The organism is Stappia indica (genome assembly GCF_020177335.1).
In the GTDB taxonomy this organism is placed as follows: Bacteria; Pseudomonadota; Alphaproteobacteria; order Rhizobiales; family Stappiaceae; genus Stappia; species Stappia indica_B.
In genome coordinates, this window is record NZ_JAIVMG010000006.1 from 197,469 (window position 1) to 216,507 (window position 19,039).

Sequence of the window (19,039 nt, forward strand, 5' to 3'; positions counted from 1 at the left end):
ATGGTCATTCACAGCATCAGCAATATCGTCAGTGGCGACCAGTTCGACAATTTGCGGTCGGGTGAGGGGGAGTATGTCACGTTCCAGGACATCTGGGCGTTCTTCAAACGGCATCTCCGACTGTTCGCGCTGACGACGGCGGTTTCGGCAACACTCGGCGTTGTCTATCTCCACTACACACCGCCGCTTTATTCCGCGGTGGCGCAGTTGGTGATGGATCCCCAGCAGGCGAAAATCGCCTCGCAGGACGTTTCCACCGGCACGATCATCATCGAGTCGGCGGAAATCGCCAGCCAGGTGCAGATCGTGAAATCGGAGGCCATTGCGCGCTCGGTGATCGAAGAGCTCGACCTGCTGAACGATCCGGAGGTGCGCACCAGCACTTCCTTGCGCGCCACCGTTCGCCGCTGGGTGGGGATCGGGCTGCAGGCCGTCGGCCTGTCCGGGAGCCAGGCAGAACAGGAGGAGGTCGCCGACCCCGGAATGGGGGGCGCCGACGCGGAGGCCCAACGGGCCAGCGCGGAAGATGACCTGATGCGCCAGACCATGGCGGGGTTCCTCAGCCGGGTCGAGGTGCGGCGGGTCGGTCAGTCCTATGTGCTGGAGATTTCCTACCGCTCGACCGATCCGCGCAAAGCGGCGAAGATCGCCAACACCATCGCCCGCACCTACATTCGCAGCGGCATGGACGATCGTGCCAATTCGGCCCGCCGAGGCGCGTCCTGGCTTCAGGAGCGGCTTGTCGAAATTGGCCAGAATGCCCGCGAGGCGCAGACCGCGGTTGAGGAATTCCGGGCGCGTAACGGCATCACGCAGATCGGCACGGCCTCGCCGCTCGATCAGCAGCAGATCCTTGAAACCAACAGTCAGTTGCTGGCCGCCCACGCGGAAACGGCAATGGCGGAGGCCCGCTACGAGACTGTATCGCGGCTGGTGTCTGGAGAAAGCCCGGATGAGCCCATCGAGGATCCGGGGACCAACGCCCAGATCCAGAAATTGCGCGATGAGATCCGCCTGGCGACGTCCCGCCGGGAGATGCTGAAGGCTCGCTACAGCGGGGATAACCCGGCGATCACTGCGGTGGAGGCGGAGATTGCCCGTCTTGAGAGTGACATACGCGGCGAGTTCGTGCGCATGCAGAGCGTCTATCGCTCGGAACTGGAGATCGCGCGGGCGCGGGAGGAGTCCATCCGGGCCGATCTGATGGCCTCCAAGTCGCAGAATGTCCAGAAGAACCTTGCGCGGATCGAATTGGCGGAACTGGAAAGCCGGGCGGCGACCTATCGGCGCATGTATGAAAGCTTCCTGCAGCAGTTGATCGGCGCCTTGCAGAACGAGTCGTTTCCACTGGGGACCGCGCGGATCGTGACGGCGGCGGCGACGCCGTTGATGGCGGAATCGCCGAAGACCTCGATCATCATGGCTCTGTCGGTGATGCTCGGGCTCGCCGGCGGTATCTTCATCGCCGCCTGGCGCGAGACCATGGACCGCAGGCTCAGCGCCGGTTCGGCACTGCGCCGGGAACTGGGGCTGGTGCCGCTCGGCTTCGTGCCGCAATTGCCGACGCGCACCTTCGCCATTCCTGCTCTGCAGCGATTGCCACTCCGGCGGCCGGGGCGGGTGTTCGACCCCTGGCGCGCGGTTCTCGATGCGCCCTATTCAGAGTTTGCCGAGGCACTGCGCAGCATCAAGGCGCCGATCGGTGTGGGCACGGCGGCGTCCTCCGACAAGGGCAAGGCGATCGGCATCACCTCGGTGGATCAGGGGGAGGGCAAGACCACGATCGCACTCAATCTGGCGCAGGTCTATCTCAACGAAGGAGTCTCGACGGTCATCGTCGATGCCGACTTCCTGACGGGAACTCTCAGCCTGCTGGCGACCAAGCACGCAGCCGCTTACGGGCTGGAAGCCCGGGTTTACACCCCGTTGGGCGAGCGGGGCGAGCGGCCGAAGCTCGTCCTGGCGCAGTCCCATGGAAATACTGCCGCGGCCGAGCCTGAAATGGCGTCGGCACCGGATCTGGACATTGTCGGCAGTCCGGTGCTGCCGGTCCTGACCAGCGGGCGGATTCGCGGCGAGCGGCCGGTACGCTACTCCTATGGCCATCTGGTCAGCCTGCGTCAGTGGCTCGATGACCTGCGCAAGACCTATCAGGTGGTGATCGTCGACATGGACGCCTTTGGCCAGTCGGCGGATGCCCGTTCGGTCTGCACCATGGTGGATGGGGTGGCCGTGGTGGTGGACGACGCTCGCAAGATGACGATCGACCGGCTGTCCGAAGCCCTGTCCATGTTCGGCAAGACCCAGATCAGCCTGATCGGCATCGTCTTCAACCGCAGCCGCAAGGATCGCTGTCCGGCACGGGCGCGCCAACCGAACCGGCGGGAGCACGGCCTATGACCTCGACAATCAATCTGCCCCGAACCGACGTTCCGCAGTCGCGTGGCAGGCTCACCCTTTGCGTGGCGATCCCGAGTTCCAACCGCCGGCCCATTCTGGAGGAGACGCTGCCCGAACTGGCCCGGCAGGTCCGGCTGCCCGATGAGGTGGTGCTGTGCACGCCCTCCCGTCAGGACATACCCGCGCAGACGCTGCGCAGTCTTCCCTGTCGGACCCGGCAACTGTTGTCGGAGCGTGGACTGTGCCGCCAGCGGAATCATATTCTCGACCATCTGGACGGAGCCGATGTGGTGCTGTTTCTCGATGATGATTTTCTGATGGGGCGGACGTTCCTGCGCGAGTTGGAGCGGATCTTCCTGGACGAGCCGGACATCGTGATGTGCACCGGAACGGTGCATGCGGACGGCGCCACCAGTGCGGGGCTGTCCGTCGCCGAGGGCCGGACCATCGTGGCCGAGAACGAAAGCGACTGGGAACGGCGCGGTCAGGCCTTGCATCCGGTCTATTCGGGCTATGGCTGCAACATGGCGTTTCGCGTCTCCGCGATCGCCCGAAGCGGTGCCCGGTTCGACGAGCGGTTGCCGCTCTATGGCTGGCTGGAGGACGTCGATTTCAGCCGGCAGGTTGCTCATGCGGGTCGATCCGTGCGCGCGGATGGGCTGAACGGGGTGCATCTGGGCACCAAGACAGGCCGGACCTCGGGGGTGAAGCTCGGTTATTCGCAAATCGCCAACCCGGTCTATCTGATGCGCAAGCGGACCATGGGTGCCCGCCATGCAGGCATTCAGATGGCGCGCAACATCGTGGCGAATACCGCGCGGGTGCTGCGTCCTGAACCCTGGGTCGACCGGCGGGGCCGGCTGAGGGGCAATCTGCGCGCCATGGCCGATCTGGTGCGCGGCAAGCTGTCTCCGGAAAAGATCATGGCGATGGATTAGGGACGATGACCCGCACACCCGACAGGATCGTCATCCTCAACGACCGCTCCATCATGACGGGAGGGGCCTCCAATCTCGCTTGCCTGTCGGCGCAGCTTCTGGAGGCGGCGGGCTATTCGGTCACCTTCTTCGCCGGGGACGGAGAGGGGGCTTTCACCCCGGCCCGGGAGACGATCTGGGTGGGGGGGCGGCCGCTGACGGAACAAAGCCGGCTGTCGGCTCTGTCGCGGGGGCTCTACAATCCGCGCGCGGCGGCGAAGCTGAATGCATTCATTGCCCAGCATGATACCCCGGCGACCATCTATCATGTGCATGGCTGGTCGAAGATCCTGTCGCCTTCGATTTTCAGGGTGTTGTCCCGGGTGCGTGAGCGGACTGTGCTGCATGCGCATGACTATTTTCTTGCCTGCCCGAATGGCGGGTTTGTCAATTTCCGCTCGCAGACTGTGTGCGCGCTCGCGCCGTTGTCGGTGCGCTGTCTGGCTAGCCGCTGTGACAAGCGGGGGCAGCATGAAAAGGCATGGCGACTGGCGCGGCATGAGTTGCGGGAGCGATTCTTCCCGGTCCGGCAGCAGGCGGCAAACATCGTGCTGATCCATGAGGGGATGGGCGACTATTTCGCGCGGGCGGGGGTCCGGGGCGATCTGATGCGGGCGATCCGCAATCCGGTCGAGCCGTTTCTCTGGCCGACGGCGCGGCCCTGGGCAGGCGATGCGGTTTATTTCATTGGCCGGCTGGAGCCGGAAAAGGGGTTCGAGGATGCGGCCATTGCGGCGCGTCTGGCCGGAGCGCAGTTGCATGTGATCGGCGACGGCGCGGGACGGCAACTGTTGCAGCGCAAATACCCGGAGGTGGCGATTCACGGCTGGAAAGCGCGCTCGGAGATCGGGCCGCTGCTCAGCAAGGCACGTGCGGTGGTGGTTGCCTCGCGGGTGCCCGAACCCTTCGGGCTGGTCGCCGTCGAGGCAATCGGCAGCGGTATTCCGGTCATCTTGCCGGATGCGGCCCTGCTCGCTCCGGAAATCGCCAGACAGGGGTGCGGGCTAACGTTCCGGAGCGGGAATCCGGCATCTCTGGCGGCTGCCATTGGCGAAATTCTTCGCGACGACGACAGGGTCCGGCACATGAGCGCCAGCGCTCTTCTGGCGGCGCCTGGCATGGCGCTGACATCACGGTCGTGGGTCGAGGCGCTGACGAGCCTCTATGCGGATGTGCTGGAGCGCACCCGCCCGATCGCGGCGCAATCTGCCCCGCGCGCCGTGCCGGTCCCCCCGTTCGAGACAGCGGGTCTGCCGGGGGGGCAATAGCCTACTTCCTATTCGGTAGCCCCTGGCAAACGGGGTGAATTGTTTTTGCCAGAGGCTGCTGGCAGCCTCGAAGGAGAACAAGCGAGGTCCGGTATGCCAGAGACAATCGCAATCCACAGCAGCTCCTCCCGACAGACCACAGAAGGCCGGATCGGGCAGGTGCGCGGAACCCCGGGCCGGGGCAAGCGTTTGATGGATATCGTCCTGTCGGCCCTGGCGCTTCTGTTCCTCTCGCCCGCCCTTCTGGTGATCGTGGGCGTTCTCTTTCTGGCCGATGGCCGGCCCTTCATCTTCAGCCACAAGCGTATCGGCCGGAATGGCCGGCCGTTTTCATGTCTGAAGTTTCGCACCATGCGGCGCGATGCGGATGCGCGGCTGGCGGAGTTGCTCGCCAACGATCCGGAGTGCCGCAAGGAGTGGGAAGAAAAGCACAAGCTCCTGAACGATCCGCGCATCCACCGGGTGGGAAAGTTCCTGCGCGTCAGCAGCCTGGATGAGCTGCCCCAATTCCTCAATGTGCTGCGCGGCGAGATGAGCCTGGTCGGGCCGCGGCCGGTGGTGGCCAGCGAGCTCGAACGCTACGGACGGGACGCGGACTATTATCTGGCACTGACGCCGGGGATTACCGGTCTTTGGCAGATTTCCGGTCGCAATGACACATCGTACAGGGAGCGGGTCAAATATGATGTCGAATATTATGAAACGCAGTCGGTGTGGAAAGACATCGTCATCCTCTGGAAAACCGTCGGTGTGGTGCTGTTTGCCCGCAATGGATGCTGAGCGGACGGAGGGTCAGCGCAGCAGCCACCATCCGACAATGATCCAGATTGCAAGACAAAACAGGATTGTGGCCCAGCGGATGACGTATTTTCCATTTCCTACCGGCATGTATCTGTCCAAGAACCTGTCCACCGTTGTCCAATCCGATCGTCGTCCTGAGCAGCCGGGAAGCGCCTACCGAAAGCCGGCGACTCCCATGCCGTCGCGGCAGTATCGCGAAATCGTGAGAGAAACAGAACCCCAATCTTCACGCCTTCTATCGCGAGGATGCGGCAAGAATATGTGCGGCTCTGCGGGTGAGGTCGATCCGGCCCTGGTTCACGACGACCTGGTCTCGCGCCGGAGCGGTTCGGCAAATCCGGGCAGAGGTCGATGACGGCCCGCCGGCCTTCTCCCGGCGCCGACTGGCGCAAGTGGCCGGTGATGGCGGCCTTGAGCCGCCTTCGAGTGTCCTCGCTCGTGGGGGGCGGTGCCTGGACCCTGTGCAGCAAGCTGGTTTCGCAAGCCTTGCAATTGGCGATGTTCATCATCGCCGCCCGTATCCTCATTCCGGCTGAGTTCGGGTTTTATGCCTTTGTCTCCGCTTTCACGGTGATCCTGGTGGTCTTTTCCGAGTGCGGCTGGCGCGAATTCCTCTTGAAGTCGATGCAATGCGAGCAGCGCAAGAATGAGGTGGCAACCATGTCGACCCTCAGTGCGCTGTTGTTCACCCTGGTCGCGCTTGTCGCGGCCTGGGGGGTGGCGCATGTCCTCGGGCGTGTCTGGGAAGCCTGGTTGATTGCCCTTTATTCTCTTTGGATCATACCGGCGGCCCTCTCGGGCGTTTATGAGGGTGTTCTGATCTCGCGGGGGCAGTTGCATCGCCAGGCGCAGATCCGGCTGCTCGCCGAGGGCTGCGGTTTCCTGTTCGCCGTCGCCGGATTGTGGAGCGGTTGGGGGGCCTATGCGCTGGTGGCTGGGCGACTGGTGATGCAGGGCATCTATCTGCTCGGCGCGGCGGTGGTCGCGCGCTGGTGGTTCATCCCCCGCTTCGATCGTCGTTTCACTGCCGAACTGCTGGAGTACTCCCGGCACATCCTGCTGTTGCGGGTCATGCTGCAGATGCGCTCCTACGCCGGCACCCTGGCGATTGGCAGTTTTCTTGGACTGACCGACGCTGGCTTCTATCGCGCGGCCGAGCGCATCGTCGCCGCGGTCTCCGAGTTGATCGCCGAGCCGGCGCGCCTGCTCGCCTGGACGCTTTTCCGCAAGGCCGGGGCAAAGGGCGGGGACGGGGCGTCCGCAACTCTGGGGGCGGTCGCGACCCGCTTCGTGCTGATCCTGATGGCGGTATCGCTGCCGGTCTATATCGGTCTGGCACTCGTTGCGGACCATTTCGTGCCGCTTCTGCTTGGTGACAAATGGCAGCCGGCGGCGGTGCTGGTGGTGGTGCTGTCCTTCAAGCAGGTCTTTCTGGTTCCCAGTTTCGTGACAGAGCCGTTGCTGTCGATTGCCGGCACCATTCGCAAGGCGCCGACGGTGGCGCTGTTCAATGGGTGCATGTCCATCTGCATGATCGTCATCTGTGCGCCGTTCGGGGTTCTCGCCGCCGCGCTGGGGCAGATCGTGGCGGCGCTGATCGCGCTGGTAACGTCGATGTACCTGCAGAGCCGTCATGGCGGCTTGCACCTGCGGCCCACGATCATGGGATGCGGTTCCATCTTCATCGCCTGCGTGCCGATGGCCATCGGCGTGTCGCTGATCGGTTATCTGGCGGGTGGTGCGGAACTGGCTCCGGTTTGGGGGCTGGCCCTGCAGGTGCTTGGCGGCGCGGTGATCTATCCTGCGGCTCTCTACCTGTTACGCAAAACGGCGATTGAAGCACCGTTGCCGGAGGCCGTGCTGAAGGATGGCAGGGTCACGGGAGCGGAAGCCTGACCAGTTCCGCCGGGAGGAAGGATGATGGCGACGGTTCATACGACAAGGCCGATCACGCCGCTGTTGCGCAGCGCGGTGGGGCGATTGCGGTTCTCGTTGCGCCCGTTTCAGGCGTTTGGCGGGCGGTTGCGTTACCTGTTGCCGCGCCCCCGCCGGTTTTCCGGATGCTATCCCGATTATCAGACGGCGCTGGCGGCGGCGCGGGCGGCAGGCGCCATGCCGGGCTACGACCATGCGGAAGTGGCTCCGGTGTCCTTCGACAGGATGTGCCGGGTCGCTCCCTGGGACTATCCGGTGCTCTTCTGGCTGCAACGGCTTTCGCCCGAAGTGCGGACTCTGGTCGATGCCGGCGGGCATATGGGGACGAAATACCTGGCCTTCCGTGCGCAGCTCGCGGCAACCTGGCCGGAACGCTGGATTGTCTATGACGTTCCGGCAATTGTCGAAGCCGGGCGCCAACGGGCCGCGACCGAGGGGCTGATGGGGCTCGAATTCGTCTCCGACCTGAGCAAGGCCGGCCCGGCGGATCTCTTGCTCGGGTCGGGGCTGCTGCAGTATCTCGACGTGCCCGTGTCGCAACTGTTGCTACGGATGCCGGCCCTGCCGCCGCATCTGATCCTCAACAAGGTGGCGTTTCGCAAAGGAACGCCGCATGTGACGCTGGAGCGGATCGGGCCGGCGCTGGTGCCGTATCAGATGCGCAATGAGGAGGCTTTTCTCCGCGAGGTCACGGCACTGGGCTATGAGCTGATCGACCGGTGGTCGATCCCCAGCCTGTCCCATGTCATCGACACGCATCCGGAAAAGGGCGCGAGCGAAAGTGCCGGATTTTACTTTCGCCTGCGCGAGGCACGGGGTCGGAAGGATGCGTCAGATTGAGAAACGGCCAGGGGCACGCCGCCGCGGCCTATTTCATCAGCGGTCCACTCTGGTCCAGATAGGCCGGGTCGAAGGTGGCCAACTCCACCAGGCGGTCGTGATCATCGAAGGTGACGTGGCCGCTGCGGAAGGTGACGAGCCCGTCCTCGCGCAACTGGCGCAAGACGCGGTTGACATGCACCGCGCTCATGCCGAGCGCATCGGCCAGCAGATACTGGGTGAGCGGGCAGGTGTAGCCGCCGCTGCCGCCCATGCCCACCAGGGACAGCCGGGCGCCGAGCTCCAGCAGGAAATGCGCCATCCGCTGGGGGGCGTCGCGCCGGCCGAGATTGACCAGGTGCTCGACGATCATCGCCTCGTCCCGCGAGGCGGCCCAAAGGACGGCAGTTGCCAGGCGCGGGGTCCTGGAAAACACCTCAAGCAGGTCGCTGACCAGAATCTCGGACACCTCGATCTGGGTGATCGGCTCGATGTTGTGGTCGCAGGCGTGCAGCAGGACGTTGCGCAGCCCGAGAAAATCGCCCGGGATCTGGAAATTGACGATCTGCCGGGAGCCGTCCGGCAGCAGCTTGTGGGAGCAGACCCAGCCGTCGATCAGAATATAGGCGGTCTGGTCGACCTGCCCCTGGCGCATCAGGTCGTGTCCTGCGGCGAAGGTCCGGCGTCGCTGCAACAGGCTTGTCAGAACGGAAAGCTCGTCTTCGGAAAATGTGACGAAGGCTCCAAGCTTACGGACCAAAGGGAGTTTAAAACTTCCGGTCAACAAATCCTCCCTTGTATTTTTTATAGAGAAATGGGGGGGACGCGAAAAGAAAGCAGTTTGGATCAAGTTCGATCGGTGCAGCATAATTTAAATTGTGCGAATATGGCTAGATAAATGAACTGGTCTGGTGAACGCCGTCGTCGCTCTTGCCAGGAGTATGGTTCGTGATGCCCCAACAGAATGAAATTTCCGGGATGGCGGCGCTGGCGATCTGCGAGTCCCTGTTGCTTGCCATGAGCGATCACAAACTGCTGCCCGAGAGCGAGATTGTCGGCATTCTCAAGGATGCCGCGGCCACCCATGAAAATGCGGCCGCGCTCGGCGAGGATCCCGAAACCCATCGGGCCGTGGCCGCGCTCATCCGGGTGATCATCGCCGGCGAACATTCGGTCCGCCGGTCGTGACCGGCGGACCCTCCGTTTTTCAAAGCGATTCCTACCGGCCGACGGCGTAGGCCTGCATCAGGCGCGGGGTGGCAGCGGCCCGCAACAGCCCGTTGGCATCCCGCCGTGTGGCGGTCAGTCGGCCGATGGTCCAGGGTCCGGCCACCTCGACCGAATGCCCTCTGGCGCGCAGGGCGGCAAGGGCCGCTTCGCCGATGGTTTCCTCCACCATGATATGGCCGGGTTGGCGCTGGCGCGGGTGGAAGGAACTGGGGAAATGGGTGGTGTGGAACAGCGGCAGGTCGATGGCTTCCTGAAGGTTCAGGCCATGGTGCACGAGCCGCAGGAACAGCATTAGCTGCCACTGGTCCTGCTGGTCACCGCCGGGCGTTCCGAAGGCGAGGGTCGGCCGGCCTTCGTGGAAGGCAAGGCTGGGGGTCAGGGTGGTGCGCGGGCGCTTGCCCGGCGCCAGCGAGGAGGGGAGGCCGTCCTCAAGCCAGAACATCTGCGCGCGCGAGTTCAGACAGAAGCCGAGGCCGGGGACGATCGGCGAGGATTGCAGCCAACCGCCGGAAGGGGTGGCGGAGACCATGTTGCCCCAGCGGTCGATGATGTCGAGGTGTACCGTGTCGCCGCGTTTTTCCGAAAGATGCGCCATGGTCGGTTCATAGATGCCGGTGGCGGAAATGCCGGCGGCCTCGACCTGTGCCATGGTTTTTTGCACCTGCGCCTCGAAGCCCGGTAGCACGCCCGGCCGCAGGTCGAAGGAGGCCCTGTCGGTGATCAGGGCGCGGCGGGCGGCGTTGTAGTCCTCCGACAGAAGCTGGTCCACGGGAACGCGGGCGAACAGCGGGTCGCCGTAATAGGCTTCGCGATCAGCGTAGGCGAGTTTCATCGCCTCGGTCACCAGATGCACGAACTCTGGCCCGGCCGGGTCGAGGCTGGCGATGTCGAAGCCGCGCAGCAGGGCGAGGGCCTGGAGCAGGACCGGTCCCTGGCCCCAGGGCTGGGTCTTGGCGACGGTCCAACCGTGATAGTCATCGGTCAGCGGGTCTTCGTAGCTTGCGCTCCAGCCGGCCATGTCCTCTGCGGTCAGCACCCCCTTGTGGCGGGCGCCTGAGGCGTCCATCACCTCGGCGCTCTCCAGATAGCGGCCAATGGTTTCGGCGATGAAGCCGCGATAGAAGCAATCCCGCGCCGCCTCGATCTGGTTTTCCCGGCCCGATTTCGTTTCCGCCTCACTGAGCAGGCGGGTCCAGGTGGCGGCAAGCGCGGGGTTCCTGAACAGGCTGTCCGCCTCCGGCAGCGCGCCGCCGGGCACCCAGGTGTCATGGGAGGTTGGCCACTCGGTTTCGAAGAACTCCTTCAGTCCGGCGATGGTGGCGCTGACCCGGGGCAGCATCGGGTGACCATGCTCGGCATAGTGAATGGCCGGCGCCAATACATCGCGCAAGGGGAGGGTGCCATGGTCGCGCAGCATCAGCATCCAGCTGTCGAAGGCGCCGGGAATGACCGTTGCCAACAGGCCGTTGCCGGGGATCTGGTCGAGGCCTTCCGCGCGGTAATGGGCGATGGTGGCCCCCGCCGGGGCCGGGCCCTGGCCACAAACGACCTTGGTTTCGTTCCGCTCGGCGTTGTGGAAGATGACCGGAAGGTCGCCGCCCGGGCCATTCAGGTGCGGCTCCAGCACCTGGAGGGCGAAGCCGGTTGCGACCGCCGCGTCAAAGGCATTGCCGCCCTTTTCCAGAATGCTCATGCCGACGGCGCTGGCGATCCAATGGGTGGAGGTGACGACGCCGAAGGTGCCCTTGATCTCCGGGCGGGTGGTGAACATGGTCATGGTGGTCTCTTCGTTTCCAGCTGAGTGAAAAGGGCTGTCTTGGGCGGGACGCGCGCCGGCGGATCTATCGGGTCTCCGGCGGGTTGGCGGAGGATTGGAACAGGAGGCGTTCCTGCAACGCCAGAAGGTGTTGGCGCATGGCCAGTTCCGCAGCGATCGGGTCGCGGCGTTCGATCGCGTCGATCACCTCCGTGTGCTGCGCCATGTAGAGAGTAATGGTCTCCCGGGAACGCAAGGCTTCACGCACATGACGCCAGTTGGTGTCCTGGCGCACGCGGTCGACCACGTCGAACAGGGTCAGGAACAGGGTGTTGCCGGCGGCGCTGGCAATGGCCCGGTGCAGGGCGCTGTCCCAGAGCTCGCGGCTGTCCATATCCTCCGCGCTTGCAACGCGGGCGGCCAGCTCCCGCATCGCCGCCACGTCGGTGGGGGTTGCCCGCAGCGCGGCGAACTGGGCAAGGATCGGCTCGATGCGCAGACGCACCTCCATCACCTCAAGCATGTTGCTCATCTTCGGGAGCCTGGCGATCTGACGCTCCGGATGGCCCGGCTCCGGGCCGATGAAGGTGCCCGCGCCCTGACGCCGCCAGATGCGGCCCTCGGTTTCCAGAACGTCCAGCGCCCGGCGCACCGCCCTGCGACCGACACCGATCTCCTCGGCAAGCTCGCGCTCGGTCGCCAGTTGCTCGCGTCCCTCCCGCCGGGCTTCGTCAATGAGGATCCGCAATCGCTCCAGAGCGAGGCTGGAATTGCGCTGCGCCGGCTTGTCGGTTCCTGTCATCGGCTGCCCTGATGGTACCAATCAATAATTGGTTCCATTATTGGGCTGTAACTTCAGCAAGGGCAAGGCCGGGTTTTGTGCAAAAAAATTTCGCATTTTGGGGAAACGCAGATCTTTTCGACAAAAGGCCGATCTGCGGGAGCCTGCTCGCACGGGGCAGGGCTTGATTTTCAGTCCGTCGCGCCTCCTGATGACCTTAAAATATATTCATATTATTCAATATATTACCCTGCTCTCTTGAAGTCATATCCGGGCGCTCGAGCCCGGCAGGGTCAGGGAGCGTGACGCTGACTGCGGGCAGTGGATTTGGGAGACCACTGGACCAAGGGTTGGGGCATGTCGTTTACCGGGAAGGAGGTGGGGCGCTGATCGTGGCCCTGTCAGTTTTATCATTGATTTTATTTCGCTTTCGGTATCGCGCGACATTCGCTGCGCAGATCTCTGGTGCCGTGAAAGCTTGTCTGGTCAAAAAATAGGCAGGCCGGAAAGCTGAGCAGGTCGCATTGACAAGCGATATCCGATCGCTCAGCATTACTTTCAAATAGCGGCAAGTGGTTCGCCGCACGGCAAATGCGCCCCGATCTTTCGCAGTCTTAGTGCAAGGCTGCGGGTCGGGGTTTTTTTGTGTTTTGGCCAGCCATCCCGATCGGGGATCTGGCCAGCGGCAACAGGGCGCCGGGGCGCCACGAGACAGGGAGGGCAGGGGCAAGCAATGACGCGGCAGGAGATCCCGGTGGGCGTGCTGTTTTCCAGCGTCGGCCCTTATGCGGAGATCGGGCGGGAAGCGCGTGAAGGCGCGCGCGCGGCCATCGATGAGATCAATGCCAGTGGGGATTTTCCCTTTCGCTTCGCCTGTGTCGAGGCGGACCCGCAGGGCGAGGCCGACCGCTACGCGGTGCTGGCCGAACGGTTGATGCGCGAAGAGGGCTGCCGGCATATCATCGGCTGCCAGACCTCCTGGAGCCGGAAGGAGGTGCTGCCCGTTCTGGAGCGTCACCAGGGGCTTCTCTGGTACACCGCGCCTTACGAGGGGTTCGAGAGTCACGACCGGGTGCTCTATACCGGCGCCTGCCCGAACCAGAACGTGGTGCCGCTGTTTCAGTATGCGGTCCCGGCCTTTGGCAACCGGGCCTATCTGCTCGGCTCCAACTATATCTGGGGCTGGGAGGTCAACCGGATCGCCCGTGAGCTGCTTGGGGCCGATGGCGGCTGCGTCCTCGGTGAGCGCTACATTCCCATTGGCGATGAACAGGTGGCCCATCTGATCGAGGAGATCCGGGAAAAGCGCCCCGACTTCATCCTCAACAATCTGATCGGCACCAGCAGCTATGCCTTTCTCCGGGCCTATCGCGCGCTGGGGCAGGAAGACCCGTTCTTCCTCCCCTCCCGCTGTCCGGTGATCAGTTGCAACCTGACGGAAGCGGAGCTGCCGGTGCTGGGTGCTGCGGCCGAGGGGGTGATCTCCACCTCCACCTATTTCGAAACGCTCGATACGGCGGACAACCGGGCGTTCCTGGCGCGCATGCGGCTTCTGCGGGGCGCGGACGCGCAGATTTCGGCGATGTTCACCGGCCCGTATCTGGCCGCCTGGCTGCTTGCCCGGGCGATTGCCGAGACCGGCGCGGCCGAGCCGCAAGGAATCATCGCCCGGCTGCCGGACCGTCCCAGGCCAACGCCGCTCGGTCCGGTGGTCATCGACCGCCAGACCCAGCACGCTCATCTGACGCCGCATATCGGTGTGGTCGAAGGGGCCGCGAGCGTGCGGGACCGCGCTCACTTCCGGCTGGTGGGGACCAGGCCCGCACCGCTCGCCCCCGACCCTTATCTGGTTGACTACGATCCGCATGCGGGCTTTGCCCGCGCGCCGTCCGGAGCCGCTGGTCTTGATCGGGAGACGGGGCCGCAATTGAGGCTGGTGACCTGATGGCCGCTGAGTTCCGCACCCCCAGTTTCCGTGGTTGGAAGGCCGTCGTGCTGCACCGGCCGCATGCGGACCGGGACAACATCTGCCGGCAGCTTGAACGCCTCGGCATCGAGGTGGAATGCGTCTGGCCGGACCTTCGCAAGGAGCACGGCGAGGCGAACGTACTCGTGTTCGATGCGGATATGGCGCATGAGGGGCAGTTTCCCTGGAAGGCGGATATCCAGCCGATGCCGATGATCGCGCTGATGGGCACGGAGGCGCCGGGACGGGTGGAATGGGCCATCCGGCGCGGGGCGGGCGCCCATCTCAACAAACCGATCGGGTCGAGCGGCATCTATGGCGCGCTGGTGGTGGCGCAGCGCTCGTTCGAGGCCCGGTTTGCCTATGAAAACAAGATTGCGGACCTTGAGCAGCGCCTTGCCCGACGTCCGCAGGTGGTCGAGGCCATTCTTACCCTGATGTTGCAACGAAACTGTGACGCCCACACGGCCTATCGCGGCTTGCGCGATCTGGCGATGGCCGGCCGGATCTCCATCGAGGATGCGGCCGATGAACTCAACGCACGACCTGGAGGGGCGGATGACGACAGACGCAAAGCCTGACGCCGTGGCACTCCCGGCCCCCGGCCAGACAAGCCGCCAGACAAGCCACCAGCCACGCCGCCAGGGCGCCCTGGAGCGGCTGCTGCGCCGCAAACTGGCGATCATCGCCCTGGTGGTGATTGCCATCATCGTCGGCGCGGCGCTGTTCGCGCCGCTGGTCGCTCCGTTCGACCCGTCGGAGCAGTTCTTTGAAGGGCTGACCCTGGAGGGCGCGCCGCTGCCGCCGGGCGAACGCTTCTGGCTCGGCACCGATCTTCTCGGCCGCGATGTGCTGTCCCGGCTGATCTACGGTGCGCAGACCTCGCTGATCATCGGCCTTGTGGCCAATGGCATCGCCGTTGCCGTCGGCGCGCTGGTGGGCATTCTCGCCGGTTTCTTTCGCGGCTGGGTCGAAACCGTGCTGATGCGCTTCACCGATCTGATGATGGCGTTTCCGGCGCTTCTGCTGGCGATCACGCTCGCGGCGCTGTTCCGCCCGAGCCTGTGGATCGTCGCCATGGTGATCGCCATGGTCAACTGGGTGCAGATGGCCCGTGTGGTCTACACCGAAACGCGCTCGCTGTCCGAACGGGAGTTCATTGTCGCGGAACGGGCGATGGGCGCCGGTCTGGGGCGGATCCTGTTCCGCCATATTCTGCCGCATCTGCTTTCGTCGATCGTCGTGTTCGGAACGCTCGGGATCTCGACCACCGTGCTGCTTGAGGCAACGCTCAGCTATCTGGGCATCGGCGTTCAGCCGCCGACACCGTCCTGGGGCAACATCATCTACGAGAACCAGACCTACTTCACCTCCGCGCCGTGGCTGGTGTTCTTTCCCGGCGTGGCGATCATCGCGCTGGCGCTGGCGTTCAATCTGCTCGGCGATGCGCTGCGCGAGGTGCTCGACCCGACCCAGAAGGGGAGGCACTGATGGTTTCCTACGTTATCCGGCGGCTGCTGCAGTCGGCGCTGATCCTGCTCGGCGTCTCGCTGGTCACCTTCATCCTGCTCTATCTCATTCCGGCCGATCCGGCCCGGCAGATCGCCGGGCGCAGCGCAACCGCGCAGACGGTGGAGAACATCCGCGAGCAGCTGGGCCTCAACCTGCCGTTCTACGAGCAGTATGTGCGCTATCTGCTGAACCTGCTTCAGGGCGATCTTGGCCGGTCCTATCTGCAGAAGACCGAGGTCTCCGAGCTGATCGCCGCCCGCCTGCCGGCGACCCTCCTGCTGATGGCCGGGGCGATCTTCTGCGAGCTGCTGATCGGCCTGACCATGGGGCTGGTCGCGGCCCTGAAGCGCAACACACCGACCGACACCACGCTGATGGTGCTGTCCTTTACCGGCGTCTCCTCGCCGCAATTCGTGATCGGCATCCTGCTGCTTTACGTCTTCGCGGTGCAGCTCGGCTGGTTCCCGATCGGCGGCTACGGCACCTTCATGCATCTGGTGCTGCCCTCGCTGACCCTGGGGCTCCTGGGGGCGGGCTGGTACGCGCGGATGATGCGCTCGGCCATGCTCGACGTCCTGCGCCAGGACTTCATCCGCACCGCCCGGGCCAAGGGGCTGAAGCGGGTGCAGGTGCTGTTCGGCCATGCGGTGCCCAATGCGCTGCTGCCGATCATCGCCATGATCGGCATCGACATCGGCCTGTTCATGAGCGGCATCGTCGTGGTGGAGAGCGTGTTCGGCTGGCCGGGCATCGGTCAGCTCGCCTGGCAGGCGATCCAGCGGGTGGACATTCCGATCATCATGGGCGTCACGCTGGTTTCCGCCTGCGCCATCGTCCTTGGCAATTTCCTCGCGGACATGGTCGCTCCCCTGATCGACCCACGCATCAAGCTGCGCTGAGGCACGAGCCCCGGCGCATGCCGAAGGCCGCCAGCAGAGCGGCCATGTCGAACCGTCAAACCGAAGAACCGGAGGTTGGAGCATGAAAGTCAGATATCTTACGGGAGTGGCAAGCGCCGCTCTTCTCGCCGCCACCCTTGCCGTCCCGGCCAGTGCCGAGGACATCAAGCAGGGCGGCTCGATGATCGTCACCTACAAGGATGACGTCTCGACCCTCGATCCGGCGATCGGTTACGACTGGCAGAACTGGTCGATGATCAAGAGCCTGTTCGACGGGCTGATGGATTACGAGCCGGGCACCACCGACCTGACGACGGATCTGGCCGAAAGCTACACGATCTCTGAAGACGGCAAGACCTTCACCTTCAAGCTGCGCGATGGGGTGACGTTCCACAACGGCCGCAAGCTCACCGCCGAGGATGTGAAATACTCCCTCGACCGGGTGGTGAACCCGAAGACCCAGAGCCCGGGCGCCGGCTTCTTCGGCTCGATCAAGGGCTATGACGCGGTCGCCGCCGGCGAGGCGGAGAGCCTTGACGGCGTGAGCGTGGTCGATCCGCTGACGGTGAAGATCGAGCTGTCGCGTCCCGATGCGACCTTCCTGCATGTGATGGCGCTCAACTTCTCCTTTGTCGTACCCAAGGAGGAAGTGGAAAAATGGGGCGCCGATTTCGGCAAGCACCCGGTGGGCTCCGGTGCCTTCTCGCTTGAGGAATGGACGCTCGGTCAGCGCCTGGTGTTCAAGCGCAACGCGGAGTACTGGCGGGCCGGCACGCCGAAGCTCGACCAGATCACCTTCGAGGTCGGCCAGGAGCCGGTGGTTGCCCTGTTGCGCATGCAGCGCGGCGAGGCCGACATTCCCGGCGATGGCATTCCGCCGGCAAAGTTCCTTGAGGTCATGAAGGATCCGCAGTCCAAGGATCTGATCATCGAGGGTGGTCAGCTCCAGACCGGCTACGTGTCGATGAACGTCAAGATGCCGCCGTTTGACAAGCTCGAGGTGCGCAAGGCCGTCAACATGGCGATCAACAAGGAGCGGGTGGTGCGGATCATCAATGGCCGTGCCGTTGTCGCCAACCAGCCGCTGCCGCCGTCCATGCCGGGCTATGACAAGGACTACAAGGGCTATTCGTTCGATCCGGAAGCGGCGAAGAAGCTTCTGGCCGAGGCCGGCTATCCGGACGGGTTCGAGACCGAGCTTTACGTCTACAACACCGATCCGAACCCGCGCATCGCCCAGTCGATCCAGGCGGATCTTGCCGCCATCGGTATCAAGGCGGAGCTGAAGGCGCTGGCGCAGGCCAACGTTATCGCCGCCGGCGGTGAAGCCGATCAGGCGCCGATGATCTGGTCCGGCGGCATGGCCTGGATCGCCGACTTCCCGGATCCGTCCAACTTCTACGGCCCGATCCTCGGCTGTGCCGGTGCGGTCAAGGGCGGCTGGAACTGGTCCTGGTACTGCAACGAGGAACTGGACAAGCTCGCGGCGGAAGCCGACAGCATCACCGACCCGGCCCGCAAGGAGGAACGGGAGAAGCTGTGGGGCAAGATCTTCACATCCATCATGGATGACGCGCCCTGGGTTCCGGTCTTCAACGAGCTGCGTTTCACCATGCGCTCGGATCGCCTGGGTGGCCCGGACGCCATCTTCGTCGATCCGGTCCATATTCCCGTCAACTACGATTATGTGTGGGCGAAAGATGTGCAGTAACTGCAAGGCCGCGAGCTATACGATCCATGCGGCGCAACATCACTTCGGCTGGGACAACTCGATTGCCCCGGTCAAGACCGTGGCACCGGGAACGGTGCTGGAATTCGAGTGCATCGACAGTTCCGCCGGCCAGCTGACGCCGGAAAGCACGGTCAAGGATGTTGCCGAGATGGATTTCGGCAAGATCAATCCGGTCAACGGTCCCATCCATGTGGATGGGGCCGAGCCGGGGGATGCGCTGGTGGTGCGGATCCATCAGTTCAAGCCCTCCGGCTTCGGCTGGACGGCCAACATCCCCGGCTTCGGACTTCTGGCCGACCAGTTCAAGGACCCGGCGCTGCACGTTTGGTCCTATGACAAGGACAAGCCGACGGTTTCGGCGTTCTCGCCCTTTGGCAAGGTGCCGCTCAAGCCCTTCGCCGGAACGATTGGCGTGGCGCCGGCGGAGACCGGTCTGCATTCCATCGTTCCGCCGCGCCGGGTCGGTGGCAATCTCGATATCCGCGATCTGGCGGCGGGGACGACGCTTTATCTCCCCGTCGAGGTGGCCGGTGCGCTGTTTTCCATCGGCGACACCCATGCCGCCCAGGGGGATGGCGAGGTCTGTGGCACGGCCATCGAAAGCCCGATGAACGCGGTGGTCGAGCTTGACCTTCTGAAGGGCGAGAACCTCAAGATGCCGCGCTTCGAGACGCCGGGTCCGGTGACCCGCCATCTCGACGAGAAGGGCTATGAGGTGACCACCGGCATTGGCGAGAACCTTTACGAAGGGGCTCAGGCGGCGCTGTCGAACATGATCGACCTTTTGTGTGCCCGCCACGGCTACAACCCGGTCGATGCCTATATGCTGTGTTCGGTCTGCGGCGATCTGCGGATCTCCGAGATCGTCGACGCTCCGAACTGGGTGGTCTCGTTCTACTTCCCGAAAGTCGTTTTCGACTGACTGCCCGCGGCCCGGCGCGGCTTGTCCCGTGCCGGGTCGTA

16 protein-coding genes are annotated in these 19,039 nt (G+C 64.2%); 13 read left to right on the top strand and 3 right to left on the bottom strand.

Annotation, left to right across the window (positions count from 1 at the left end; translation table 11 throughout):
- The 6 genes from LC062_RS10480 to LC062_RS10505 all read left to right on the top strand — a co-directional run bounded on the left by LC062_RS10480 (window position 1) and on the right by LC062_RS10505 (window position 8,221).
- The gene (locus LC062_RS10480; RefSeq protein WP_224910981.1) at window positions 1-2,400 is read left to right on the top strand and encodes a GumC family protein; all 2,400 of its coding nucleotides are present in this window, start codon (window positions 1-3) and stop codon (window positions 2,398-2,400) included.
- Entirely contained in the window at window positions 2,397-3,338 is a 942-nt protein-coding gene (locus tag LC062_RS10485) for a glycosyltransferase family 2 protein (protein WP_224910982.1), read from the top strand. Before LC062_RS10480 ends, LC062_RS10485 begins: the two co-directional genes overlap by 4 nt.
- A 5-nt stretch (window positions 3,339-3,343) precedes the next feature.
- Window positions 3,344-4,645, top strand: coding sequence for a glycosyltransferase family 4 protein (locus tag LC062_RS10490; protein ID WP_224910983.1), 1,302 nt, complete (start codon window positions 3,344-3,346; stop codon window positions 4,643-4,645).
- Between the two features lie 93 nt (window positions 4,646-4,738).
- Window positions 4,739-5,425 (top strand): sugar transferase, encoded by a 687-nt coding sequence (locus LC062_RS10495; protein ID WP_224910984.1) that lies wholly within the window; start codon window positions 4,739-4,741, stop codon window positions 5,423-5,425.
- Window positions 5,426-5,797: 372 nt separating this feature from the next.
- Window positions 5,798-7,342 carry an oligosaccharide flippase family protein gene (locus LC062_RS10500; RefSeq protein WP_224910985.1) on the top strand — a complete coding sequence of 515 codons (1,545 nt, stop codon included), beginning with the start codon at window positions 5,798-5,800 and terminating at the stop codon, window positions 7,340-7,342.
- 21 nt (window positions 7,343-7,363) lie between these two features.
- Window positions 7,364-8,221: a methyltransferase, TIGR04325 family gene (locus LC062_RS10505; protein ID WP_224910986.1), complete on the top strand. Its 858-nt coding sequence runs from the start codon at window positions 7,364-7,366 to the stop codon at window positions 8,219-8,221.
- Window positions 8,222-8,249: 28 nt separating this feature from the next.
- Here LC062_RS10505 and LC062_RS10510 read toward each other — a convergent pair whose 3' ends face one another.
- Complete coding sequence (locus tag LC062_RS10510) at window positions 8,250-8,960, bottom strand: Crp/Fnr family transcriptional regulator (RefSeq protein ID WP_224910987.1); 711 nt, start codon at window positions 8,958-8,960, stop codon at window positions 8,250-8,252.
- 191 nt (window positions 8,961-9,151) lie between these two features.
- On the opposite strand from LC062_RS10510, the gene LC062_RS10515 reads away from it, so the two are divergent.
- A complete protein-coding gene (locus LC062_RS10515; RefSeq protein WP_224910988.1) occupies window positions 9,152-9,388 on the top strand; it encodes a hypothetical protein in 237 nt (78 codons plus the stop codon).
- Window positions 9,389-9,419: 31 nt separating this feature from the next.
- Here the strand turns inward: LC062_RS10515 and LC062_RS10520 are convergent, their stop codons facing one another.
- Entirely contained in the window at window positions 9,420-11,207 is a 1,788-nt protein-coding gene (locus LC062_RS10520; RefSeq protein WP_224910989.1) for a gamma-glutamyltransferase family protein, read from the bottom strand.
- A 64-nt stretch (window positions 11,208-11,271) separates the two neighbouring features.
- Complete coding sequence (locus LC062_RS10525) at window positions 11,272-11,988, bottom strand: FadR/GntR family transcriptional regulator (RefSeq protein ID WP_224910990.1); 717 nt, start codon at window positions 11,986-11,988, stop codon at window positions 11,272-11,274.
- A 712-nt stretch (window positions 11,989-12,700) separates the two neighbouring features.
- Between LC062_RS10525 and LC062_RS10530 the strand changes: the two genes are divergently transcribed.
- The 6 genes from LC062_RS10530 (at window position 12,701) to LC062_RS10555 (ending at window position 18,998) form a co-directional block, all read left to right on the top strand.
- Window positions 12,701-13,912, top strand: a complete 1,212-nt coding sequence (locus tag LC062_RS10530; RefSeq protein ID WP_224910991.1) for a transporter substrate-binding domain-containing protein — start codon at window positions 12,701-12,703, stop codon at window positions 13,910-13,912.
- Complete coding sequence (locus tag LC062_RS10535) at window positions 13,912-14,514, top strand: ANTAR domain-containing response regulator (RefSeq protein ID WP_224910992.1); 603 nt, start codon at window positions 13,912-13,914, stop codon at window positions 14,512-14,514. The genes LC062_RS10530 and LC062_RS10535 overlap by 1 nt, the downstream gene beginning before the upstream one ends.
- Window positions 14,492-15,424 carry an ABC transporter permease gene (locus LC062_RS10540; protein WP_224910993.1) on the top strand — a complete coding sequence of 311 codons (933 nt, stop codon included), beginning with the start codon at window positions 14,492-14,494 and terminating at the stop codon, window positions 15,422-15,424. The genes LC062_RS10535 and LC062_RS10540 overlap by 23 nt, the downstream gene beginning before the upstream one ends.
- Entirely contained in the window at window positions 15,424-16,344 is a 921-nt protein-coding gene (locus tag LC062_RS10545) for an ABC transporter permease (protein WP_181759952.1), read from the top strand. Before LC062_RS10540 ends, LC062_RS10545 begins: the two co-directional genes overlap by 1 nt.
- 82 nt (window positions 16,345-16,426) lie before the next feature.
- On the top strand, window positions 16,427-18,055 hold the full coding sequence (locus LC062_RS10550; RefSeq protein ID WP_224910994.1) for an ABC transporter substrate-binding protein: 1,629 nt from the start codon (window positions 16,427-16,429) through the stop codon (window positions 18,053-18,055).
- Window positions 18,045-18,998 (top strand): acetamidase/formamidase family protein, encoded by a 954-nt coding sequence (locus LC062_RS10555; RefSeq protein ID WP_224910995.1) that lies wholly within the window; start codon window positions 18,045-18,047, stop codon window positions 18,996-18,998. Before LC062_RS10550 ends, LC062_RS10555 begins: the two co-directional genes overlap by 11 nt.
- Window positions 18,999-19,039: the final 41 nt, after the last annotated feature.

Coding starts and splice junctions, on each gene's coding strand:
- LC062_RS10480 (WP_224910981.1), top strand. CDS start 1: ATGGTCATTCACAGCATCAGCAATATCGTCAGTGGCGACCAGTTCGAC.
- LC062_RS10485 (WP_224910982.1), top strand. CDS start 2,397: ATGACCTCGACAATCAATCTGCCCCGAACCGACGTTCCGCAGTCGCGT.
- LC062_RS10490 (WP_224910983.1), top strand. CDS start 3,344: ATGACCCGCACACCCGACAGGATCGTCATCCTCAACGACCGCTCCATC.
- LC062_RS10495 (WP_224910984.1), top strand. CDS start 4,739: ATGCCAGAGACAATCGCAATCCACAGCAGCTCCTCCCGACAGACCACA.
- LC062_RS10500 (WP_224910985.1), top strand. CDS start 5,798: ATGACGGCCCGCCGGCCTTCTCCCGGCGCCGACTGGCGCAAGTGGCCG.
- LC062_RS10505 (WP_224910986.1), top strand. CDS start 7,364: ATGATGGCGACGGTTCATACGACAAGGCCGATCACGCCGCTGTTGCGC.
- LC062_RS10515 (WP_224910988.1), top strand. CDS start 9,152: ATGCCCCAACAGAATGAAATTTCCGGGATGGCGGCGCTGGCGATCTGC.
- LC062_RS10520 (WP_224910989.1), bottom strand. CDS start 11,207: ATGACCATGTTCACCACCCGCCCGGAGATCAAGGGCACCTTCGGCGTC.
- LC062_RS10525 (WP_224910990.1), bottom strand. CDS start 11,988: ATGACAGGAACCGACAAGCCGGCGCAGCGCAATTCCAGCCTCGCTCTG.
- LC062_RS10530 (WP_224910991.1), top strand. CDS start 12,701: ATGACGCGGCAGGAGATCCCGGTGGGCGTGCTGTTTTCCAGCGTCGGC.
- LC062_RS10535 (WP_224910992.1), top strand. CDS start 13,912: ATGGCCGCTGAGTTCCGCACCCCCAGTTTCCGTGGTTGGAAGGCCGTC.
- LC062_RS10540 (WP_224910993.1), top strand. CDS start 14,492: ATGACGACAGACGCAAAGCCTGACGCCGTGGCACTCCCGGCCCCCGGC.
- LC062_RS10545 (WP_181759952.1), top strand. CDS start 15,424: ATGGTTTCCTACGTTATCCGGCGGCTGCTGCAGTCGGCGCTGATCCTG.
- LC062_RS10550 (WP_224910994.1), top strand. CDS start 16,427: ATGAAAGTCAGATATCTTACGGGAGTGGCAAGCGCCGCTCTTCTCGCC.
- LC062_RS10555 (WP_224910995.1), top strand. CDS start 18,045: ATGTGCAGTAACTGCAAGGCCGCGAGCTATACGATCCATGCGGCGCAA.